Genomic DNA, 20,434 nt, shown 5'->3' with positions numbered 1-20,434 from the left:
CCGGAACACAAAAAGGTCCAGCTGCATTAACGAGGTTAATTGCAGCTGGACGATCATAAGTCTATTAACATAGACTGGTAGATTCCGAGGCTTTGCGAGCTAATCTTTCGATTAGTGTGCCAAAATATACAATTGTCGTTAGCGCAGATGTACTTTCGTGACTTACATCATATTTTTTGCTCCGTAAATAGTATAAAGGAACTATTGTAGTCCAATATATTCCACGTATCGAAAATTGTCAATCATTAATATATTACTATTCGCCATCAATAGACAAATCAAAAGGCACCCCCTCGGGTGCCTTTATGTTCACTTTATTACTTTTGAAAGTTCTGTAAAAATAACCCCTAATGCATGTGCTCCTGCGTCGGGATAACCGATACTTCTCTCACCAACGGTACCCGCTCTTCCCATACGAGCAACGATCGCCTCCGTTTGTTTCGCTCCTTCGACAGCCGCATCAGCCGCTTTCGTTGAGGCAACTTTAATGTCATCGCCATCAAGTGCACTATTTCCCCAAGATTCAGCATAAGGAACAAGCGCGTCAATCAATGTTTTGTCCCCAACGACAGCGCCACGGCCAAAGGCTCTCTCACCTGTATCCTGAATGCCTTTCACAACGGCGGCCATCATTTGAGCGAACTCATCAATGGATAGCTCTTGTTTGTTTCCAACATGTTTACTAGCTGCTCGAAATGCAGAACCCCAGATTGGACCCGAGGCCCCTCCACAATGCTCCATAATAATGAGAGAGCACGCATCTAGGAAACTTCCAATATCCATGGTGTGGTTCGTTACGAGATCATTCCACTCTGTCTTTAATTGCTTGAACCCCTTCGCAACACTCATGCCAAAATCACCATCACCCGCATGGGCATCTAGCTCACAGAATGGAATCTCATTCTCAATGATGATTTCACTCATTGTATCAAGAAGATAAATCATATTATTTAAAGAAAAAGTATCATTCTCAACCTTCGCAAAGTCTTCATTCGTCTCACATGTGTAGGATACAGATGTATTCTCATCTTCCTCCAATACGACCTCGGTATAGTTCACTTGTTCGAAAGGTTCATGAATGAATAGCGCTGGCGTATCACACGCTTCACTCAATAGCTCCTTCAACTGGTCGTCCAGTTTCATAATTGAAACTGACGCCCCAACCATATCTATACTCGTCATGTAATTTCCAACAAACACTTTGTAGACCTTCTTGTTGCGGGATACTAATTCACGGATAACGGAGTTATTCAACAGATATAATTCTTGGAGCGGCGTTCCACCGAATCCATTGATCAATACAGTAACTTCCTGATCAGCATCCTGATCAATCTCCAGACTCTCCAATAACGCAGTCACCATTCTGTCTGCCAATTCATCCGCTGACACCATAGCTTCTCTTCTAATTCCTGGTTCGCCGTGAATGCCCACACCATACTCCATTTCATTGTCCGCAAGGGTAAAGGTCGGTGTTCCCTTAGCAGGAACAGTACATGAGGTATACGCGAATCCTATACTTTTCGTATGGTCGATCGCCTTCTGAGCCACTTCCTTCACTTGGCTCAAAGACATTCCTTGCTCAGCAGCTGCACCTGCTATTTTGTGAACAAAAACAGTTCCTGCAACGCCTCTTTTTCCAACGGTATAGAGACTATCTTCAACGGCAATATCATCATCCACTTTAACATAATCGACCTGTATTCCGTCTTCACTTGCAAGATGGGCCGCATTCTTGAAATTCATAATATCGCCGCTGTAATTTTTAATAATTAATAGCGTTCCTTTATTGGACGCAGACGAGCGAATCCCTTGGTATACTTGGATTTGAGAAGGGGAAGCAAACACATCGCCACAGACAGCAACGTCCAGCATCCCTTTTCCAACAAATCCAGCATGTGCGGGTTCATGCCCACTGCCGCCACCACTGATCAGCGTTACTTTATCTTTGTTTATTTCTTTTTTCTGAATGATCTTATATTTACTATTAAACGCTAAGTTAGGATGTGCTAGAACTAGACCATTACACATCTCTCTAACTAGTGTCTCTGGCTTATTCATTATTTTTTTCATACTATTCACCCTTACTTAATTTGTATTGTCGACCGAGTTGATCAGCTACCATAATGGCCGCTGCCACAGCATCCTCCGTAATTGGAAATGGCATTGAATGAATAGACTCTGCCGGAATACAAGCGATTCGAGCTACAGCCAACGCTTCCTCGTATGAAACACTATCTACGCCAATGTCTGCTAGACATACTGGAAGACCAACCGATACGCAAAATGCGAATACTTCATTCAACTCATCTTTATCCGCATTTTCCAGAACTAATTGGGCGATTGTACTGAAAGCTACCTTTTCCCCATGATAATAATGATGAGTTCCTTCAAGTGAAGTTAAGCCATTATGAATAGCATGAGCAGCGGCTAAACCACCACTTTCAAAACCAAGCCCTGACAAAAGGATATTCGCTTCAATAATATTCTCAAGTGCAGGAGTTACCCTATTACAATCAGAAGCTACCTTCGCTTGAACGCCATCTCTCAATATCGTTTCGTAACAATACTTAGCTAGTACCAAGGCTGTATTGGTTCCTATCGCCGGACCACAGACCCCTTCACGAACACCACATGGCATTCCCGCATTGACGTTAGAGTAAGATCTTGAGGTTGCCCTAGCTTCGAAATAAGTAGAGAGCGCATCTCCCATCCCTGACACAAGAAATCTTGTAGGTGCGTTGGCAATGACCGTCGTATCAATCATAACTACACTAGGGCTTTGTTTAAAATACGCATAATCATCAAACTCCCCTTCTGGGGTATACAGTACAGCTGAATGACTCGTTGGTGCATCGGTTGCTGCGATCGTTGGCACAATAATTAAAGCTTCACCTTCTGCTACGCACTTCGCTGTATCAATTGCCTTGCCTCCACCTAATCCAATCGTACAAGAGCAGGAATGTTCTTTAGCCAATTGTTGCAATCTCTGAACTTCTTCGCGTGAGCACTCCCCTTGGAAGTTACTTTCGATCAGTGTGATATTAAATTTATTTATAGTAGATTCTAGTTTGTCTTTCACTCGCTTTACATCATCTGCATGCGCAATGAGTAGTGCTGAATCTCCGAATGTTTTTACAAAGTACCCCAAATTTAGTAATTCATCTTCTCCCTGAACATACTTAGATGGGCTAATAAAGGCTTTTCTCATCTTAAATTCCTCCTTTGATTACTATGATTCTATTATAGTCCGACTATGGTTAGTAATCATCGAACTATACCTGCAATTTTAAGCGCTTCCAGATGGTGTTTTTATGTTATCTAGCTCCCAAATAGTATAATCTTGTCCACTTATCAGGTTAATACAGTATAATCAAAGTGTAATACTCATACTTTCATCTTTATATTCTATTCCCATTTCCATATTTCTATTCAACTATAGGGAGTGTACACTAATGAACCATTCTTTGTTTAGGTTAGACAAGATTATCGATTTAGAGAAATGGCATAAGTTACAAGACTCTCTTGCGCTGGTCACCAAAATGGCGATCATTACAGTTGATTACAAAGGTACTCCTGTTACAGAGCATAGTTACTGCCAACCCTTTTGCCAGGGTGTAAGACAAGATTCCACACTATCACCGTATTGTCAGACATGTGATGCCAGAGGCGGATTGGAAGCCGTACGGCTGAATAAACCCTATATCTATATGTGCCATTTCAATATTATTGATATTGCCATTCCTATTATTATTGATGATCAATATATTGGGGCTATCATGGCTGGACAAATTAAGCTACGCGATACAGATACGCCACTTGAACAGATTGTAACTCGTCCTGCTAGCCTAGAAACAAATGATAAGTTCAAAGCTTTAGAAAAAGACTATCTTTCTTTACCCGCCTTATCATACGAAGAAGTCTCTACCATCGCGGATATGTTATTTCACCTATGCAACTACATTGTGGAAGAAGCTATTCATAAAAATTCAACGATAGATATGTATAAAAAGGCTCTGTCCACGGATGAAGTCAACCCATCTTTAGATTCAATTAGCACTTCTGATCGTAATTATCGAAATATACAAGCTATACAAACGGAGCTTTCCAGTACTCTTCTTGATAATAAAATAAAAAAGTTTACATCCAATGAAATCCGTTCATCTAACCCATTGCTTCAACCGGCTTTTGATTACATCTACCACCATAAGAACGATAGTATTTCATTGAGTGACATGGCGAAACGATGTCACATTAGCTCGAGTTATTTCAGCCGCATATTTATAAAAGAAACCGGCGAAAATTTCTCAGTCTTTATTCCACGCTTAAAAATAGAGTGGGCCAAGCAGCTTCTAGAGACAACGGATCAACCCATTCATCAAATAAGTGATGAATTGGGATTTTGCGATGCTGGATATTTCATCAAAACATTTAAAAAGTTCGCAACGCTAACCCCTGCCGTTTATCGAAATAGGTATCAGAACAAACCTTAAACCACTACTACCCAAATTTGCTGCTATACGCATCATGATTTACCCCTCATAGACTTCTAAACATGAATGGATTGTTCAATTTATTCATCATTTCATCAGCATCAGCCTTTATTTATGGGCATATATTGTAGATATTTGTGAAATAATGTTATCAAATAGAGGAATCCGAATAAATATGTTGAATTTTCTAAAAGCGAGATGATTGATCAGGTTTGAAATGGAGGGGCACTATGCTACAAAAAGATAAAGACAAAAGAACCCCCTATGCGGGAAAACCTTTACATAAGAAGACAACATTGAAGTCGACAACTAAACAAACCTTCAGTCCCCTACGAAGTTCTACTAGAATTTCCGGAATATATTTCGTCGTAGGTTGCCTATGGATTCTATTAACGGATAAGGCAATTTCCACTTTCGTATCGAATAGTGAATGGGTCACACTGATTCATATGATTAAAGGTTGGCTATTCATGAGTATGACGGCAGCATTTATCTTTTTTCTCATTCTGGGAACGGTCAATCGCATCAAAAGGATAGAGAATAAGCTCGGAGTCGCATACATTGACAAGGTCTACGCCCATGAAAGTCTCGAATCTGCATACGAGGAGATCATAGCAACTGAAGATGAACTTAGACAACAATACGATAAACTTATTGAGAATCAGCGCAAGCTTACGGAAAGTGAAGAGAAAATGTATTATCTTGCCTATCATGATGTATTGACTGGATTGCCCAACAAGATGGCCTTATACGAGAATGGAACTCAAAGCATCCTTGCGGATTCCGATAAGAATGCGGTACTGATGTTTGTGGACATTGATAACTTTAAATATATTAACGATACGATGGGTCATGGATTCGGGGACCGTCTGATTGCTAAGGTAAGCGAAAGGCTACTCTCCATTGTAGCGAATAAAGGAGACGTTTATCGGTTTGGTGGTGATGAATTTATCATTCTTCATCCCATCGAGAATACAGATGGCTCATCTAAGATTGCCGGTAGCATCCTCACCAGTTTCAAGGAGCCCATCGAGATGGACAATAGTCTTCTGCACATCAGCATCAGTATTGGAATAAGTATCTATCCAGAGCATGGCAATGATATTATGGAATTAATTAAACGTGCAGACATTGCCATGCACAGGGCTAAGGAGGCAGGGAAAGGCCAGTTTGTTACCTTTGATCATCCAATGAATGATACCTTCGCCGAAAGAATGAACATTGAGAAACAGTTATATTCGGCCATGGCACGAAATGAGTTTGAACTCTTTTATCAGCCTCAGGTAGATTTAACGCTGAACAAGGTAACCGGACTGGAGGCCCTTTTACGCTGGAATAGCCCAGATTTGGGCATTGTCTCTCCTCTTAAATTTATCAAAATAGCAGAGGACTCACATCTCATTATTCCATTGGGAGCATGGGTTTTACGCACAGCCTGCTCTTTCTTGAAAAGTCTTCATGAGCAGGGATTACAGCATTTAACGATATCCGTCAATATTTCAATGCTGCAGCTACTACAGACCGATTTTAATGAGCTTGTTCTAGATACACTGCGAAGTTGTGGGCTGGAACCGGAGTATCTGGAGCTCGAAATCACGGAGTCCATTCTGGTTGAATCTTACGATCATGTGAGTGGTAGGCTAAATGAACTACGAGAACACAATATCAGAATTGCCTTGGACGATTTCGGGACTGGCTATTCTTCTTTAAGTTACCTTACCCATTTGCCGATCTCCACTTTAAAAATAGACAAGTCCTTTATTGACTCGATCCATGCAGGGACACATCAAACTGCTCTGATCGAGCAAATCATAATCATTGGCAAAAAAATGAATATGTGCGTCGTTGCGGAGGGAGTAGAGCAGAATAACCAGCTGAAGTACTTACAAGAACAGAACTGTGATAAAATTCAGGGCTATTTGTTTAGCAAGCCGAAATCAGCGCAAGACGTGAAACAATTGCTCACCAGATGGGAGAATACTGGAATCGATATACCAGGCGATGTCCATTATAGCTCTTAAATTATAAATTCATAATAAGCCTGTTGAAGCTATCGTCTCAACTGACTTATTATCTTATAACATATTAAATCTACCTATTTGTATTGTATTATTTTCCCTATGCTTATATATTAGAGTTATAATATAAGACTTTCGACCTAAGTCAGTCTGCTGAATAACTACTATATAATAAGAGGGTGTAACCTATTTGGGGCTCGTAATGTGGCTTGATTTCATATTGTTTCTAGTTTTATTTGTTCTGTTCGTATATGTATTTGTTACTGTTACAATAACCACACTACATAAAGTATATTTAGTATTCCACATTACTATGATGTTGTGGCCTTTCTGCCAGTTTGCTATGAAAACAACAGAGAATTCCGAGTTTCAATTGTTATATGTGAAGCTCGCATTTGTTAACTCCATGCTACTCACAACGGGTTGGCTTTTTTTCACGATTTTCCTCACTGGACAATCCCATTTTATACATAAAAAGACGTCTTGGATCCTATTAATTTCAACGCTGTTCATCACACTTGGTGTCATCGCCAACCCGAACGGTATGTTTGTCCAGCCTGCATATGGCGGCTACGTTCAAAGGATCTATGGTCCGATCTTTTGGATTATGATTACATTCATAATTATCTGTGTCATTATTTCACTATATATCATCTATTTAGGTCTAGCCTCAAATCATTCGCCCCGTATCAAAATGCAGGTTGCACATGTCCTCAGAGGGGTTGTAGTGCTAACTGTATGTGTATTATTCGACGTGTTCCTTAATGTTGTCTTAGCGCTATCTCCGGTCATTCCGGGAATAACATCTCTCGGAATATTACTATCTGCTATCTTTTTCGTTATTGCCATTCATCGTGATAAAGTATTAGATCTTGTAACTATTGCTCATCAAGATATTATTGACACCATAGATCATGGCATTCTGGTGCTTGATGATAATCAGCATGTTGTAGAAGTAAACCAGTCGTTGCTTCCCTACGTTAACTTCATACATATAGGAGATCGCTTCAATATCGAGACGATCCTGCCACGAGAACAATCTACTAGCGAATTTGATTCGTTCCTTCTTACTTATCATGAACAACCTTTGGAACGGGCAGAGATTGAAGCTTTCTATCCACAATTCAATATGTATACCAAGATTCATGTTGCGCCTATTCTAGTTGATGATATCATCATTGGAAGAATTGTCACATTTCAAGATATGACCGAAATTCACCAACTCATTGATGAGGCCCATCTTCAGAACGAGATCCTACAGGAGCGTAATCTAGCACTAATTAGAATACAGAATGAATTGTTTCAAACGAACCGTAAACTCAAACAGATGGCCCTAACCGACAGTTTAACAGGCTGTTATAACCGTCACTACTTGACGCAACAGTTAGAGCAAGAAGTAGCGAAAAATATGAAATATCAATCACCGTTTGCGATCCTTTTATTAGATATTGACCTTTTCAAATCAATCAATGATGATTATGGCCATTTGGTCGGCGATATCGTGCTGTGTAAGACTGTCGAAGTCATCAAAAAAACACTACGGAAAGCTGACATATTGGCCCGCTATGGCGGAGAGGAGTTCATTATCTATTTACCAAATACGAATCAATTCCAAGCTACTATTCTGGCTGAACGTGTCCAATCAACCATTGAGATGAATAAAGTGGCTATCGATAATGGTGCTTCATCTGTATCCATCACGATAAGTATGGGGTTGCTATCCATTAATAATTCAATGAATCCACATACCAACAACCCCATAATGAATTTGAATGATTTATTTGAGTCCGTGGACAAAGCCTTATATCAAGCCAAAAATGAAGGACGCAACCGAATTGTTAGTGTCGCAAGATAAATCTACAACACTCTTATCATGCGTGTTCAAAAAGTTAGATTTTCAGCACCGAGAAGATTGAATGAAGATAGGGAGTGAGGAGCGGAGCGTAGGCAGTACCTACGTGAGCACCGGAAAGACCGGCTGAATTCAATCTTCGATGTCGAATACGCTCCTTGCTTACCTTCGTGATCAAAAGATGACTTTTTGAACTTCCTCTTAGATCTTTTTAACAAATTCGGATTTCAACTTCATAGCTCCAAATCCATCAATTTTACAATCAATATCATGATCTCCATCAACCAAGCGTATATTTTTTACTTTTGTACCTATTTTTACAACAGATGAACTTCCTTTGACTTTGAGATCTTTAATTACCGTGATAGAATCCCCATCGTTTAAGACGTTACCATTCGCATCTTTGACAACCTTTTTGTCTTCATTATTCTCGGTCTCTGATTCTAAAGTCCACTCATGGGCACATTCTGGACAAACTAACAGACTTCCATCCTCATAAGTGTATTCTGAATGACACTTTGGACAATTTGGTAAATTAGACATGATGTAATGCCCTCCATTCGTTATAGTTAATGCTTCTATATTGCCATAGTCCTCTCATATTGACAAACCCGACTGTTAATAGGATTGATCTTTGCGAGATGCGGTGTGCCAAATTGTTATCCACATGTGCATAACATGGGCTCAATCAAGTGAAACTTATCCTTTCTAATATTTCCGCTGCAACGACACTAGACCAGATGAAGTCGAAGACTTCTCTGGTCTAGTATTGTCCCCTTTTAAGAACACCCTCAACTCATGCTCATCATCATTCTACAAATTAGTTATTATCAATCAGATAAATGAGTTGCACAAGGTTACCTTCAACTTGATAAGTCATTACCAAGAAGTAGAGCCCCTTTTCTTCATTCGAAAGGTCTATTGTAAACGTATCAGCGTTCTCCGCCCACGCATTTACATCAAACACGATCTCGTTCATCGTTTTATTGTTTCTAACACCCGCTAAATTAGGCATCACTTTATATCCATCTAATCCTGTAACCAGGTTTTCCAATTCCACGATAGGTCCTTGTAGAGTTCCTACTTCAACCACCTGAGGATCAGCCAACAAGTTGTCCAGTTTCGTTAAACCTTGTAATGGAGAGAAATCGGTGATTTCGTTCCCCGTGATATCTAGCGTCACTAAGTTCTTCGCATATTGTAACCCATCAAGGGATCTAGCTCTTCTTGTTTCACTTGTTAACGTCGTAAGTTGATACATATCCCCAAGCGTGAGATCCCCCGTTACTCCTAAGGTTTGCTTAATCGAGGCACTTAAATACTGATCTTCTACAGTAATCACTTGAGTGAAATCTATTTCTACTAAACCGTCAGTTGCTACTTGCAATGCTGCTAACGCCTCATCCACTTCACCTTGAGTAGCGTCCTGATTAGCTAGAACTTCTTCTGCCCTTGCTATGCTAGCTGTTAATGCTGCAATGCTCTCTGAAGTGTATCCCTCTAGGTTCATTGCATTAACATCAGCAATCGCTTGTTCCAGTTCACCCGTAAATAGTTGATCCGCATTGGCAAAATGTAATTTAGTATCTCCCCATGTGGCATGATCAGATCCATTACCATTTCCACCATCAATCACTACTAATCTCAATTCTTTCGCTCCGTTGATATCGACTTCAATGAACTTCTGTGGGTCTCTTGAAATCATGACTCCACTATCAAATCTCTTCTCTCCATCAACAATAACCTCGAAGCTCACTGAACCAATTGTACCGTACATTTGACGATCTACACCAACAAATGATGTGAAGTAATCATAGTTCTTGTCGCTCAGATCATATACAATCGTGGAGTTAGAATGCGCTCCGATTCCTCTTTCATAGACCACTTCTTGATTGTTAGCATCCGTTAATCTCAACGCTTTAGCACTTATCGAGATATCTTTCACCGGAGCCGTATAACTATTCTGTGTAGAATTCCAGTCATAATCCGTCAAATACTTGAAATCTTCCATGTTCACAACGGCTATCGTTCTAGTCTTCGTGGTCGTATTCCCATCACTATCGGTTACAGTGTACGTCATTGGATATTCTCCAGCTCTGTTGAAGTTTACTCGATCTTCCCCAGTAACGGTTACTTGAGAAGTTAAGTCCCCATCTTCCGAATCCATCGCTGAATAGTCTTCTCTCAACAATATTTCCTGACCGACTTTGGTGGATACGGATTTAGGTATCGTAAGCTCAGGCGTATTGTTAAGGATGATGAACTTCGCATCTCCGAAATCACCATGATCTGAAGCATTTCCGTTACTTGCATTATCTACAACCAGTTGTAATTCATTTACACCTTTAACAGGTATTCGAACATATTTGGCTTCAGTACCAAATTTCATAAGTCCGCTGTTATACACTTCATTACCATCAGCTAGTATTTTAAATATTATGCTTGAGCTGTTCTGCTCTGCTATATTGCGGTCAACCCCAACAAACGTTTCGAAATATTCGTAGTTCGTATTAGCAAGGTTATACACGATTTCCGAGTTTGCGTGCGTTCCTAACCCTTTGGCGAACTCTTTTGTTTCACCGTTTACGAGTAGCTTAATCGTATTGTTGGAACTGGATTTGTCCTTTCTAACGACACTATAATCTGTTCTTGCCGATTCCCAGTTCACATCACTCAAATATATACTAGCACTATATACAACGATTTCTCTCGTCTTCGTCGTTGTATTGCCATCACGGTCGCTCACCGTAAGTTCTACTTGGTACGTACCGGTCTTGTTTGTAGTGAAACCGTTCGTATTCACTTGAACTTGGTCGATTAAGTTTCCATCTTCTGTATCAAATACAGTAACGTCTTTTAAAACATCAAACTCACTGTTTAGCATAACGAATGCCGTTTGTTCAGGAACAATGATGGTTGGGTTGCTTGAATTGTTCGTAAACTTCGCATCTGCCCATACGGTATGATCTGCCGTATTCCCATTACTGATAGCATCGGTTGTAACAAGCTTAATTTCCCGTGCACCTGTAACAGGTATCTTTACAAATTCATGTTCCGTACCCGATCCGAACACATCGCTATCCAACAACTTCTCCCCGTCTACATACACTTCAAAGGTAGCTGAGGATGCCTGTCCTTTGACAGCTTGATCGATCCCGATATAACTTTCAAAGAAGTCATACCCTTTACCTTCAATATGATATACAACCTCAGAATTGGCATGTACGCCGATCCCTTTCGCATAGGTTGCAGCAAGACCTTGTCTTACGAGTGTTATCGTTCCACCCGCAGGTGCTTTATCTTTCTTTAGTCCCGCCCAGCCAACATTGACTAATATAGCCTCCATATCCGACACATACGCGTAATCACTTGTTACCGTTACACTTGTCGTTTTGGACTCTGTTACTCCTGCATTCTTTATCTCATAGCTAATCTCATAATTTCCTTTTTGCGTGATATCCACGTTATTCGATGTAATAACGACTTCACTTGTTATATCAATCCCTTGATAGTCCGTCGCTGTTACATAATTCATAGGATCGAACGTTTGATTGAGCTTTAATGTGACATGGTCTTCAACCGATAACGTCGGCTTGAATGCCTGAACCTCAACTGGCTTCAATGTATTCAATTTCTTATCGTAACCCACGATCTTATACGTATAATTCTGAGTTGTGTCTACAGCTAAATCCACAAACCGATCTGTTGCTGTAAACCCTATCAGCATATCGTTCCGATAAATTTCATAACCTAAGAGATCCTTCTTATAGGCTTTATCCATATTGATGTTTAACGTATTCGATTTAGCAGTCGTATTCGAAATAATACCCACGTTGATCGCAGTCGTCTTGTCTTCAATTCCATTTTCCTCATAGTTAACTAACGTATTGTTCAGATACCACAGTTTGTCGGAAGCCGGATATTTCGCCAATTTCTCTCTTGTCTCAGGATTAACTGTGAAGCCGTGTCTAGCAAAGAAGCTACTTAAATCCAGACCTAGCACTTCAGAAGAGAACTCAACCAGATACTGCTGCTTCGAATTATCTCCATTGGCTAGGATTACCTTCCGCTCTCGATACATCCTAGTCAATTCTGTCCAGTACCCCGGATGAGCCAACTCCAACTGCCAATAGGCTCCCAGTTGTGCAAATAGTCCCTGTTGGTTCATAACGACTTTATTTTCTTCTAAGGTATATTTATAAATTTCTTCGTAGGGGATGCGAGTATCCATCGAATTAGAAGCGACAGACATCAACATAGACACCATGTTATTGGTTACTTCGCCATATTCCCGTTCCCCCATGGCCAAGCGATGTCCGATTTCGTGATTCAATCCCCAGCCTGGATAAGCCACATTGAAATCACTTAACATCAAACCAACGGTTCCACCTTGAATTCCTGTATGGTCACCTGCTGCGTACATCGCACCATAGGGCTGCATCAATCTAATATTTTCACGGATTAGTTGAGGGTCATGGAGCTCACTGCTGCCATCCAAACCATAGAAATCAAAGATTGTCTTCATCCAAGAATCATAACCCGTTACGGTATCCATTGGGTTGTTTCCTTGAGTAATAAATTTGTTGTATGCTTCAGTAGCCGTTCCTGTAAAAATAACGTGATCGCTAGCCATTTCTACGACGTCGATTAATTGTCGATCTAACACATTAGGATGTAGCGCTTTATCTTCATCTAATCTTTGTTTATATGTGGTTAGGAAAGCCTTAAATTGCTCCGGATCTGTTGTCTTCGTCATAAAAGGAATTTTCTCTAACCCTTCAAAACGGATAGTAGGAGCTTTGCCTTGCTCTTCAGAAGTATATGGATTGACAATATATACCGTGCCACCTTTAGTTACTTCACGTGCGTAGTAGCTATTGGTTGCAAATTCAGGCACGGTTATTGTGTTTTTACCTGGACGCAGTTGCACGCTTCTACCCCAAACGTTCCAAGCAGCCTCTTGCTGAGACAATACTATTGACGGTAATTTATCGCCCGACTCTACATCCACATACACGTTGATGGTATCACCAGGCATTGCAACGAGTCCGGTAGGTTGGTTATTCGTGCCGAAGTTAATTCTTAAGTTTTGCTGAGCATGCTTTCTCATATCTCCACGTTGCTCTGCTGTGATGATCGTACCTTCAATTTGCACTTTGCCATTCACAATTCTCTTAGCTAAGTCCAATTGATCTTTGAGGATCGGATATAGCGGATGTACTCTCGCTAATTCCTCTAAAGAATGGATTGCAGCTACACTATTGTACTCTGGTACTACTGCACTCATCGTTCCATCCGTAAATATGCCATTCACTTTATCACTGACTGGATCTTCTTTATAGAATCTAAATTCTGCAACAAAAGGTCTGTTGATATTCGCTTGGGTGAACTTGAACTTCACTCTTTTAAACGTCGTTGGTTTGAATTTGAATTCTAGAAAGTCGTTCGTACTACTTGCAGTTCCACTAGAAACGAGTTGGAATGTATCTCCCTTACTTGTTTCAGATGCATAGATTTCGAAAGCTTCCGGGAATCCCTTTCTATTATCTCTAGCCAGAAAAGCCACTCGATCAAGCACCTCTGCTGTATCTAATTCAAATACGACTTCATTCGTAAAATTAGCATCATTGTTTCTATTCGTTTCCCAATGCGTATTAGGTTGATCATCCAGCATATATTCCGGTTTCGTACCTGGGTAGCTTCCCCCATTTGTCGTTACTTTTAACACATTCGAATTTGGCATTCTATATGCTTCGCTATAAGCAGCTTCATATTCTGTACCATAACCTTTTAATTTAGAGACCTTTGCAGTTGTTGCTTCTATTTGATGGTTTTCTAGCAGTATTTGTGCATTCTCAATATCTGCTTTGAATTGAGCGTATAGTGGGTGTGACTTCACTTCATTCTCTAAAGCTGTTAATTGATTTGCGGCAGCAAATTCTGCACTAACTTGACTATATGTATCATCCGTAAATAAACGTTTCATCTTAAGTGACACAGCATCTTCTTTATAAAATGAAAATTCTGCTGCACTTGCCCAATCTTGATTCGCTTTTTTGTATACAAATTTAATTCGCTTAAATACTATTGATGGAAATTGAATTTCAACGACATCCCCTGTTGAGCCTGTATATTCTCCAGAAGAGACTAACATAAAGTTATCTCCCTCATCGGTAGTTGAGCTATAGATGTCAAACTCTTGGGCAAATCCTTTTCCTTTAGCACCGGATTGTCTAGCTGCGTACACGATTCTATTTAATTCAATGGACTCATTTAATGAAACTACGATCTCATTCGTGAATGCTGAAGTATTGGGTTTACCTGTTTCCCAATGTGTACCCATGTTTCCGTCTATAGCTTTATCTATAGAAGAACCTGAATAGTTCCCACCATTATTACTTATTGATTTAATATTTGCAGTATTCATTTTGAAAACTTCATTATAAGCATTCAAAATATCCTTCCCGTATAAATCAAACGGAGCAACTGATGCTTTACTAATTGTACTCATGCGGCTTTCCAATACCGTCTTAACTGTATTTGTCTGTTGTAATTCACTTGCTAGAACGTAGCCTGTCTCACCTGCAAAACTAACTAACATCGCTGCCGATGTCGCAATTGCAATCATTTTTTTCATGCTTTCTACCTCCTGATGAATGATAATGATGACCAATGACTGAAAATGACGCAAAAAAAACTAACCCATAAGAGTAGTCTGATTGCGTATAAAGTTCGTATACAAATGTAGACGCCATTTCTATAGGTTTGCCTATGAAGTTTTAAATACTTCCAAAGAATAACATGACTATACATTTATTTACATGGTCATATGGTACTATTCATCAAATAGGTCATTAGATATTTGCTTTTGTAAAATGATTGATCCATTGTATTACCTAACTCCTATACGGATTATAGAGGATACTCTGCAAAAACTGTTCGACATATACCTATTTATTCCCTATAATCTCAACAAACTTGGTGGATGCAGGTGATAACGGTACACTTTTCAAGAAACATACACCTATACTTCTCTTCGGTATTTCTTCATTAAGTTGCACTTCATATAATAATCCTTTATTTAGATACTCTTGGGAGAACTCCTTTGTCACACAGGCAATTCCTAAATTGATTTTGGCGAACTCTAGCAACAAATCATGTGAACCTAATTCAAATTCTGGTGAAATCCTTACACCCTTAGAGCTCATATAATCCTCGACATATTTTCTTGAATTGGATTTCGGTTCAAGTAATATTAACGGCAGTTTCACTATTTCATCCAAGCTTAATGCTTTAGATAATATCGACTTATATTTCTCCCCACACACAAATATATCGTGAATATCAATACATGATCGTAATTCTAATGTAGGATCATCCAGCGGAAAATTACAAATCCCAATATCAACTTCACCCGATTTCAATATAGAACAGATCTCTAATGTTGTGCCATTAACGATCTTAAACTTGATGTTGGGATATCTATTATGAAAGGCTTCTAAGTAGGGGAGTAAATAATACCTTGAAATCGTATCACCCACACCGATCTTTAATTCACCTGTCGTTAAATTTTTAAACTCCAAAATCTTTTCTTCTCCAACATCAATTAAATTAATAGCCGAGTTAGCATATTCGAATAAAAGACTGCCTTCATTTGTTAAAGATACCCCTTTAGGTGTTCTATTAAAAAGACGTGTATCTAATTCTCTTTCTAATTGCATAATCGCTTGACTAACGGCAGGTTGTGTCATGTAAAGATCTCTTGCTGCCTGAGAGAAACTTTCGCTTTTTCCTACCTTGCAGAATACTTTATACAAATCTAATTTGCTAACCACATAAGCACCCCTTATACCTATCATTCAATATATTCATTTTACTTATACCATTGAATTCATGTATATTACAAGTAAGGTACATACTCAAGTAGAAACGGTTAAATCGTCCTTTTTCAAAGACGCATCCGTTTCAGCGGAAATATAAGGAGCGATTATATTGGAAAGAGTCGTTGGAACAGTTGTTAGAGGTCTCCGTTGCCCCATCATAAATCGAGGAGACAATATCGAAGAAATCGTTGTAGCTAGTGTGTTACACGCTTCGGAAGTTGAAGGATTTACCATTCAAGATAAAGATATCGTGACTATAACAGAATCCATCGTTGCTCGTGCTCAAGGTAACTATGCTACGATTGATCATATTGCGAAAGATGTTAGTTCAAAGTTTGGTGAAGATACGATTGGAGTCATTTTCCCAATTCTAAGTCGTAATCGTTTCGCCATCTGTCTGCGTGGTATTGCCAAAGGGGCTAAGAAAATTGTCTTGATGCTCAGCTATCCATCCGATGAAGTGGGCAATCACCTAGTCGATTTAGATATGCTCGATGAAAAAGGAGTTAATCCTTGGACAGATGTTCTAACAGAGAAGCAATTCCGCGATTATTTCGGATACGGTAAACATACGTTTACAGGTGTTGATTATATTGATTATTATAAATCTTTAGTTGAAGAATATGGTGTTGAATGTGAAGTGATATTCTCCAATAATCCAAGAACCATTCTAGATTACACTAAGAATGTTCTTACTTGTGATATACACACGAGATTCAGAACGAAGAAAATATTGCTAGCTAATGGCGCTGAGAAAGTGTACAGCCTCGATAACATATTGTCAGAATCTATTGACGGCAGTGGATATAATGAGAATTATGGTCTGCTAGGTTCCAATAAATCAACAGAAGACGAAGTTAAATTATTCCCACGTCATTGCCAACCTGTTGTTGATACAATACAACAAATGCTCAAAGAAAAAACGGGCAAAGATGTTGAAGTGATGATCTATGGAGACGGAGCTTTCAAAGACCCAGTAGGTAAAATATGGGAGCTCGCTGATCCCGTTGTATCACCAGCTTACACAGCTGGGCTCGATGGTACTCCTAATGAAGTAAAGTTGAAATATCTTGCGGATAATAACTTCGCTGATTTACGAGGCGAAGAGCTTAAACAGGCGATCTCGCAATTCATTAACAATAAAGATGCTGATCTTGTCGGATCGATGGAAACACAAGGTACGACACCTAGAAAACTTACTGACCTCATCGGTTCCCTATCCGATCTAACTTCAGGTAGCGGAGATAAAGGTACACCTATTGTCTTCATCCAAGGTTATTTCGATAACTATACGAACTAACATTCATTTGTTCTCACGCAAACTAGCCCCTTCTCATAGAGAAGGGGCTAGTTTGTATTATGTTATATCGAAACCGATATGCACTAGCAACGGGACGTCCGCCTCCCCAAGTGACTAGTTACTTTTCATTAAAAATGAGTGTATTAGTTATATCTTGATACACTGGTTTTTTATCGCCAAAGTACTGTTTAAGCGTCCATAAGATGACCTGCGTAAAGTGAGTTGGATGATCAACAACCGTAATCAAATATGCGATCTTGACCTTATTGACTTCGCCGGAAATCTCGAATTGCAGAGCATCCCTTCCGCCTACTTGCGTCTTGACCGGATCAGTAATCTTCAGGTCTTCCATTGAACCGTTCATTTGATCCACTATCAGTTTATGATAATCTTCCAATACTGCTCCATCACCGAATAGTTCCTTTTCCTCCGATATGACGCCCACATAATCTTCCGTATCTATTTTGGCAGCCTGTATATTCGCATCTGGCATCAGATTCGATTGTTCAACCCAACTAGCAGGAAGGGCGATAGTCAACATACCATCCTCGCTATTGAATTCTGAAGTTTCGCCTTGGTCCGATTGAATTATGGGGGACAGGCTTATGCTGTCATCTTCCTTCAGAACCTGAAATGACTGTATAATCTTTAAAAATTCGTCCTTGTCGCTTGAATACTTGCTCTCTGATGACCAGCTAATGATTTGGTAAAAGCGATTTCCTTTTTCTATCATTGCCGCCAAGTAATGAACCTTAAACGTTTGAACCTCACCCGTAAATTCAATTAATTTTGCTGAGGCACCTGCGATTTCTGTATCTTCTGTACTCACTATTTCCATATCGTTCACGCTAATTTTAGTATTTTCTTTGAATGTATTCACAAAATCATCCAAACTCATATCTTCAGAGAAATCCGTTTTCTGGTTCGCAATAACCATAATATATTTCTCCTTCGACTCATTAGAGGCCAAGATGATAACAGAATCGTTCAATTCCTTATCTTCCTTCCAACCCTCCGGAAAGGTTAGTTGGATATCTTCATTTGCACTTTTAATGGCCGTCCCTTTAAATTCTGGTGTTGGGCTATCTTTCGTTGTGTCGACAGTTTGTTGGGACTCTGGACTGACTGGTGTAGTAGATGCTTCCTCTTCTTTTTCGGCGCACCCCGCTAGAACTCCAGTTACTAAGATGGCCGTGAGTACCATCCACTTCAATCGTTTGTTAATCATAATCATTTTCTCCTCTTCCTGTTGAACATTAGTTATTGTAAGGTAATATTTACCTTTACCCAATAGACTGTCTCTTGAAACAGGATGAACTAGTTTAGTTTCAGTTGCTCATACTCGCTTAATTTCCCTTCATAGATCAAATGCAGCCGGTCACTTTTCCGAAAGTCATCTGGAGTCACGAGCGCGGGTAGCTTATTCCATATTTTAATGCCAGACCGCTCCAGAATTTCCGCGACGAATTGCGAACAAAAATAGGAGTTACTGAACTCGACGGGTTCCTTCAATGCGATGCCAATGACACCTAGAATGTTATAGAGATACTTTTGGTGCTTTTGGATAAAGACTTGCAATACCCGTTTCATCTTCTCAATCTCACGCTCGGTAACTTGAAGCTCATAGATCACGCACGTCGTATTCGGATACCTGCTGTACGTGCCCGTCTGAATATCTTCCTTCACGAATCCTCCATTCAGGGGATTATTCGGGTGCTTCCTTCCAAAGCTGTACAACTCCGAAAGTTCACGATTAAAGGAGATCGAAGCGTGATTATATGGAGCCTTCGTGTAGGTTTGAATGACTCTTGTAAAAAGAGTGCCGGTATTCGTAAGCAAAATAAAGACTGATCGATCAGCTTCCATTTACAAAATTTCCCCTTATCATTTGTATACGTTTCCTTCATAATAACATATGATCCCTTTTAAGGGTTCATATCTCGTGATAAGTTGGTGATTGGCAGTGGACAGTTCGCTATTTACGTTAGCTCTTATTTTTACAGCTTTACTTGTCTTCCATTTGATTTATGTGGTAATAAAGAGAATGCAGCCTGACAAAGATTATGCGGCCATTGGCGTCCGCTTCAAAACCTGGTGGGGTATGTTCTTCATCTTTTGCCTAGCCACCCTGTTTAATCCGATCGTTTCACTGCTCTCCCTTATGGCACTTACCTTCTTCGCACTGAAAGAATACTTCTCTATGATCAAAACGAGAAAAGCCGACCGCCGACTCTTTCTGTGGGCGTACCTAGCGATTCCCGTACAGTTCTATTGGATTTATATCAAGTGGTACGGCATGTTTATCGTCTTTATTCCGCTCTATGTATTCTTGTTCCTGCCGCTCCCACGAATAATAAATAAAGGAACGGTCGGCTTCCTCCGCAGCGTCAGTTCGACCCAATGGGGACTTATGCTAATGGTTTTCGGACTTAGCCACTTGGCCTATTTCCAATTTGCGACACCGCAGTATGGAGCAGGGCTCGTGCTGTTTCTAGTCGTATTGACGCAGCTTAATGATGTAATACATCATCTAGCATCAGTTTATTTCGGCAAGCGAAAAGTCGTCCCGACGGCCAATCCACACTTAACCTGGGAAGGGTTCGCATGCGCTTTTGTCGTAACGACAGTCGTGTCGTACCTGATATACCCCTATCTGACTCCGCTTACCCCCACCTTTGGGCTCGTATCCGGCATGCTGATCAGCTTGAGCGGATTCTTCGGTAGCTTAACCGTTTCCGTGCTAAAACGGGATTTGTTAATCGCCGATGACGATAAGTTTGATGCTCTGAAGAAAAGCTACTTAAGCCGGATCGATAGCTTAGCCTACACCTCGCCGGTCTTTTTCCACTTGATTCGTTATTATTTCGATTTTATGTAGCGAAAGGACACCT

The 20,434-nt window shown here is 40.0% G+C and carries 12 protein-coding genes and 1 riboswitch; of the genes, 5 read left to right on the top strand and 7 right to left on the bottom strand.

The window, feature by feature from the left end; genetic code table 11:
• Nucleotides 1-37: 37 nt before the first annotated feature.
• Nucleotides 38-131, bottom strand: a riboswitch (cyclic di-GMP riboswitch).
• A 178-nt stretch (nt 132-309) separates the two neighbouring features.
• Both dhaK and AC1TO8_RS11870 read right to left on the bottom strand, forming a co-directional pair.
• Entirely contained in the window at nt 310-2,070 is a 1,761-nt protein-coding gene (gene dhaK / locus AC1TO8_RS11875) for a dihydroxyacetone kinase subunit DhaK (protein ID WP_482055823.1), read from the bottom strand.
• A 1-nt stretch (nt 2,071) separates the two neighbouring features.
• Nucleotides 2,072-3,208 carry a glycerol dehydrogenase gene (locus AC1TO8_RS11870; RefSeq protein WP_482055822.1) on the bottom strand — a complete coding sequence of 379 codons (1,137 nt, stop codon included), beginning with the start codon at nt 3,206-3,208 and terminating at the stop codon, nt 2,072-2,074.
• A gap of 244 nt (nt 3,209-3,452) precedes the next feature.
• On the opposite strand from AC1TO8_RS11870, the gene AC1TO8_RS11865 reads away from it, so the two are divergent.
• From AC1TO8_RS11865 to AC1TO8_RS11855, 3 genes are all read left to right on the top strand, one after another.
• Nucleotides 3,453-4,490: a PocR ligand-binding domain-containing protein gene (locus AC1TO8_RS11865; protein WP_482055821.1), complete on the top strand. Its 1,038-nt coding sequence runs from the start codon at nt 3,453-3,455 to the stop codon at nt 4,488-4,490.
• 230 nt (nt 4,491-4,720) lie between these two features.
• Nucleotides 4,721-6,511 carry a putative bifunctional diguanylate cyclase/phosphodiesterase gene (locus AC1TO8_RS11860; RefSeq protein WP_482055820.1) on the top strand — a complete coding sequence of 597 codons (1,791 nt, stop codon included), beginning with the start codon at nt 4,721-4,723 and terminating at the stop codon, nt 6,509-6,511.
• A 187-nt stretch (nt 6,512-6,698) separates the two neighbouring features.
• Nucleotides 6,699-8,363, top strand: coding sequence for a histidine kinase N-terminal 7TM domain-containing diguanylate cyclase (locus AC1TO8_RS11855; protein ID WP_482055819.1), 1,665 nt, complete (start codon nt 6,699-6,701; stop codon nt 8,361-8,363).
• A 198-nt stretch (nt 8,364-8,561) separates the two neighbouring features.
• Here the strand turns inward: AC1TO8_RS11855 and AC1TO8_RS11850 are convergent, their stop codons facing one another.
• The 3 genes from AC1TO8_RS11850 to AC1TO8_RS11840 form a co-directional block, all read right to left on the bottom strand.
• Nucleotides 8,562-8,903, bottom strand: coding sequence for a zinc ribbon domain-containing protein YjdM (locus AC1TO8_RS11850; protein ID WP_482055818.1), 342 nt, complete (start codon nt 8,901-8,903; stop codon nt 8,562-8,564).
• Nucleotides 8,904-9,180: 277 nt separating this feature from the next.
• Nucleotides 9,181-14,997: an NPCBM/NEW2 domain-containing protein gene (locus AC1TO8_RS11845; protein WP_482055817.1), complete on the bottom strand. Its 5,817-nt coding sequence runs from the start codon at nt 14,995-14,997 to the stop codon at nt 9,181-9,183.
• A 313-nt stretch (nt 14,998-15,310) separates the two neighbouring features.
• Nucleotides 15,311-16,195, bottom strand: a complete 885-nt coding sequence (locus AC1TO8_RS11840; RefSeq protein ID WP_482055816.1) for a LysR family transcriptional regulator — start codon at nt 16,193-16,195, stop codon at nt 15,311-15,313.
• A gap of 157 nt (nt 16,196-16,352) precedes the next feature.
• Between AC1TO8_RS11840 and AC1TO8_RS11835 the strand changes: the two genes are divergently transcribed.
• On the top strand, nt 16,353-17,543 hold the full coding sequence (locus AC1TO8_RS11835; RefSeq protein ID WP_482055815.1) for a coenzyme F420-0:L-glutamate ligase: 1,191 nt from the start codon (nt 16,353-16,355) through the stop codon (nt 17,541-17,543).
• A gap of 118 nt (nt 17,544-17,661) precedes the next feature.
• On the opposite strand, the gene AC1TO8_RS11830 is transcribed toward AC1TO8_RS11835, so the two are convergent.
• Both AC1TO8_RS11830 and AC1TO8_RS11825 read right to left on the bottom strand, forming a co-directional pair.
• Nucleotides 17,662-18,771: a PsbP-related protein gene (locus AC1TO8_RS11830; protein ID WP_482055814.1), complete on the bottom strand. Its 1,110-nt coding sequence runs from the start codon at nt 18,769-18,771 to the stop codon at nt 17,662-17,664.
• Between the two features lie 89 nt (nt 18,772-18,860).
• Nucleotides 18,861-19,409, bottom strand: a complete 549-nt coding sequence (locus AC1TO8_RS11825) for a hypothetical protein (protein WP_482055813.1) — start codon at nt 19,407-19,409, stop codon at nt 18,861-18,863.
• A gap of 97 nt (nt 19,410-19,506) precedes the next feature.
• Here AC1TO8_RS11825 and AC1TO8_RS11820 point away from each other — a divergent pair, with 97 nt between their 5' ends.
• Nucleotides 19,507-20,421, top strand: a complete 915-nt coding sequence (locus AC1TO8_RS11820) for a phosphatidate cytidylyltransferase (protein ID WP_482055812.1) — start codon at nt 19,507-19,509, stop codon at nt 20,419-20,421.
• Nucleotides 20,422-20,434 lie beyond the last annotated feature (13 nt).

It is taken from the genome of Paenibacillus sp. Y859 (genome assembly GCF_056786405.1).
This window is presented reverse-complemented; position numbering and strand designations above follow the sequence as displayed.